Here is a 3,423-nt window from a genome sequence, read left to right on the forward strand (position 1 = left end):
AGCGAAAGCGGCGCGAACGGCGACAGCCGCAGTCGTATCGATGTCTCCACGGCCCTGCGTAGAGCGGCCGGCTCGCTCGCCGAACTGCTCCAGATCGAGCCCAGTTCCGTTTCCGCGCTCAAGGCGACGGACGACGGCTGGACCGCGGACGTGGAAGTCGTCGAGATCGAGAAGATCCCGGACACCATGAGCGTCATGGCTTCCTACCGCGTCTCGCTCGACGGCCAGGGCCAACTCATGGGATACGAACGCATTCGCCGGTACTCGAGAGGCCAGGTCGACCGCTGACCGACCCTGGTCCCGGGTGGCCGGGCCGTGTGGAAACAACTCATTGGAAGGAAGACCGACCATGAGTCTCGTACAGCAGAGCAACGCCTCCAACAGTGGTGGCGGTTCCGGAAATCTCTACGACGTCCTCGAGCTCATTCTCGACAGGGGGCTCGTCATCGACGCCTTCGTCCGGGTCTCACTCGTCGGGATCGAGATCCTCAAGATCGATGTCCGTGTGGTCGTCGCGAGCGTCGACACCTATCTCCGCTTCGCGGAGGCATGCAACCGGCTGGACCTGGAGTCCGGCCGCAAGGCTCCGACCCAGTTGACCGACATAGTCGGGGACACGGTGGAGAGCGGAGCCAAGGGCAAGTCGAAAGGAGCCCTGACGGGCGCCGTCGAAGCCTTCACGGACTCTTTCCAGAGCGGTCGTGACGACTCCGACGAGGAGAAGGAGAAGCGCCCGGCCCGCAAGTCCACCTCTTCGAGCAGCCGCCGCACCGCACAGCGGCGTGAGGAGTAGTCCATGCCCACCTACATCTATGCCATCACCCAGGCGGACCACCCACTGGCGCTGGAGGGACTGCAGGGCGTCGGAGGAGAGGCGTCCGACCTGCGGACCGTGAAGGCCGGGAAGCTGGCCGCGGTCGTCAGTGACGCCCCCGACGGGCTGCGTGCCAAACGCCGCGATCTCGTCGCCCACCAGAACGTCCTGGAGCGGCTGATGGCGGACGGCGCCGTGCTGCCCATGCGGTTCGGTCTGGTGGGACCGGACGACGGCCAGGTGCGCGCCGCGCTGGAGGAGGGGGCCGAGGGTTACACGTCCCGCCTGAGCGAACTGGACGGGCGCCTGGAGTACAACGTGAAGGTGTCGCTCGACGAGGACGTCCTGCTCAGGGCCATCCTCACCGACTCACCGGAGGCACGGCAGCTCAGTGAGTACACCCGCGCCAACCCCGGTGCGCAGGACAGGAAGATGGCGCTCGGCGAGCTCGTCTCACGTGAGGTGCAGTCCCGGCAGGAGGCGCTCGGCAGGGACATCGCGTCCTCGCTGGCCTCCGCGGCGGAACGCGCGTCGGAGGCCGAGCCCACCAAGAGCCACTTCTTCAACGTGTCCTATCTCGTCAAGCGCGACGAGGCGTCCGCGTTCTCGCAGACGGTGCACGAGGAGGCCGAACGCCGGGGCGACGACTACCAGTTCGTCCTGAACGGCCCGCTCCCGCCCTACAGCTTCGTCTGACGCGCCGCCCTCGCACGGAGAGTCGAATTCCCTCATGGGCCTCATTTCGCAGCTCCTCACTCTGCCGCTCGCCCCGGTACGCGGGACCGTATGGGTCCTCGACCAGGTGGTGCTCGCCGCGGAACGTGACCACTACGACCCGGGGCCCGTACGCGAACAACTCGCCGCCCTGGAAAGGCGACTGCTGAGCGGGGAGATCGACGAGGACGAATTCGACCGGTGCGAGGACGCGTTGCTGGACCGGCTTGCCGAGTGCGAGGCCTACCAGAACCGTACGGACAACGGATAACAGCTCCTGACCGCAGGAGATTGAGGTGTTCAAGAGATGAACGGCAGTGCGAAGATAGGTACCGCTCTGGTGGGTGGATACCTGCTGGGGCGCACCAAGAAGGCCAAGCTGGCGATCGGTCTGGGAATGTTCCTGGCCGGCAAGAAGATGCCGCTGGACCCCAAGCAGCTCGGCAGGATGCTGGCCGACTCTCCCCTCCTGGGCACACTGAACGACCAGGTTCGCAAGGAGCTCGTCGGCGCCACGAAGACTGCCGCCACCCAGGCGCTGACCCAGCGGGCCACCGGCCTCGCCGACTCCCTGCAACGGCGTACGCGGGAACTCGAAGCGCCCCAGGGCGAGGACGCCGGGGACGAGGAGGACGAGGACCCCGGCGAGGAGGACGAGCACCGGGACGCCGGAGCCGGCGAGCCGGACGACGAGCGGCCGGCCCCGCGCAAGAAGGCGGCGGCGAAGGCCCCTGCGAAGTCCACCGCCGGGACAGCGGGCCGGGGCGGAACCCGCCGCAGCCCGTCGGGAGGCGCCGGCAAGAAGACCGCGTCCACCACCCGCAAGACCACCTCCGGCGCCCGTAAGACGGCGGCCGGCACGCGCAAGAGCCGAGGTGGCGACCGTGGCTGACTCGACTTCGACCTTCGGCCGACTGAAGAAGGACGTGGTGGACAACCCGGCCACCGACCGCCTCAAGGAGGAGGTGCAGAACTACCTCCGGGCACGGGCCCAGCACACGGTGACCAGCCTCGGCCGCAAGCTCGGCGAGGGCGCCGGACGGCTCGCCGAGGGCAAGGGCGACCCGAGCGGTGCCGTGAAGAGCCTCGCGAAGGGCGGCAAGGCGCTCGGCGAGGGCAAGAACCCCGCCCAGGCCGCTGTGAGTGCCGGCGCCTCCCACCTGAAGGACACCGTGAAGGACAAGGTGAAGGGGCTCTTCGGCAAGGGACGCAAGGGCGGGGGCGGCAAGTCGAAGAGCGTCACGATATCCGAGGACATCGACGTCGGCGTGCCCGTCCGCGAGGCGTACGACCAGTGGACGCAGTTCCAGGAGTTCAGCACCTTCGCCAAGGGTGTCGTCAGCGTGGAGAAGTCCGACGACACCAGCAGCAACTGGAAGGTGAAGGTGGCCAAGTCCACCCGTAGCTGGAAGGCGAACGTCACCGAGCAGATCCCGGACGAGCGGATCACCTGGACCACCGAGGGTGCCAAGGGCACGGTCAAGGGCGTGGTGACCTTCCACGCCCTCACCGACGACCTGACGCGGGTCCTGCTGGTCCTCGAGTACTTCCCCAAGGGACTGTTCGAGAAGACCGGCAACATCTGGCGCGCGCAGGGCCGCAGGGCCCGTCTCGACCTCAAGCTCTACCGCAAGTTCCTCATGATGCGGGGCGAGGCGACCGACGGCTGGCGCGGTGAGATCCGCGACGGCGAGGTCGTCCGGGAGCACGACGACGCCGTCGAGCAGGAGGAGGCGCGCTCCCAGGAGGACCGGGACGGTGCCGGAGAGCCGGACGAGGCGCGGGACACGGAACCCGAGGACGACGGGGAACTCGTCGGCGAGGAGGACGAGGGCGACGAGGACGTTCCGGAGGAGGAACTCGCCGCCGAGGACGAGGAGCCGTCTGACGAGGAG

Annotated in this window: 6 protein-coding genes; all 6 read left to right on the forward strand. The window is 68.0% G+C overall.

Annotation, left to right across the window (positions count from 1 at the left end; translation table 11 throughout):
• On the forward strand, nucleotides 1-288 hold a 288-nt coding region (locus IH13_RS0114140), incomplete at its 5' end, for a gas vesicle protein GvpO (RefSeq protein WP_267883850.1).
• Nucleotides 289-349: 61 nt separating this feature from the next.
• Complete coding sequence (locus IH13_RS0114145; protein WP_031084369.1) at nucleotides 350-793, forward strand: gas vesicle structural protein GvpA; 444 nt, start codon at nucleotides 350-352, stop codon at nucleotides 791-793.
• A gap of 3 nt (nucleotides 794-796) precedes the next feature.
• Entirely contained in the window at nucleotides 797-1,510 is a 714-nt protein-coding gene (locus tag IH13_RS0114150; RefSeq protein ID WP_031084370.1) for a GvpL/GvpF family gas vesicle protein, read from the forward strand.
• A gap of 34 nt (nucleotides 1,511-1,544) precedes the next feature.
• Entirely contained in the window at nucleotides 1,545-1,799 is a 255-nt protein-coding gene (locus IH13_RS0114155; RefSeq protein ID WP_031084371.1) for a gas vesicle protein GvpG, read from the forward strand.
• Nucleotides 1,800-1,835: 36 nt separating this feature from the next.
• Nucleotides 1,836-2,420 (forward strand): hypothetical protein, encoded by a 585-nt coding sequence (locus IH13_RS0114160; protein WP_031084372.1) that lies wholly within the window; start codon nucleotides 1,836-1,838, stop codon nucleotides 2,418-2,420.
• The coding region (locus IH13_RS0114165; RefSeq protein WP_063837446.1) for an SRPBCC family protein at nucleotides 2,413-3,423 on the forward strand (1,011 nt) is incomplete at its 3' end. The genes IH13_RS0114160 and IH13_RS0114165, both read left to right, overlap by 8 nt.

The sequence above is a fragment of the Streptomyces sp. NRRL WC-3549 genome, from assembly GCF_000721935.1.
In the GTDB taxonomy this organism is placed as follows: Bacteria; Actinomycetota; Actinomycetes; order Streptomycetales; family Streptomycetaceae; genus Streptomyces.

Excerpts from the sequence above, each read along its gene's own strand:
- IH13_RS0114145 (WP_031084369.1), top strand. The coding sequence starts at position 350 with ATGAGTCTCGTACAGCAGAGCAACGCCTCCAACAGTGGTGGCGGTTCC.
- IH13_RS0114160 (WP_031084372.1), top strand. The coding sequence starts at position 1,836 with ATGAACGGCAGTGCGAAGATAGGTACCGCTCTGGTGGGTGGATACCTG.
- IH13_RS0114155 (WP_031084371.1), top strand. The coding sequence starts at position 1,545 with ATGGGCCTCATTTCGCAGCTCCTCACTCTGCCGCTCGCCCCGGTACGC.
- IH13_RS0114150 (WP_031084370.1), top strand. The coding sequence starts at position 797 with ATGCCCACCTACATCTATGCCATCACCCAGGCGGACCACCCACTGGCG.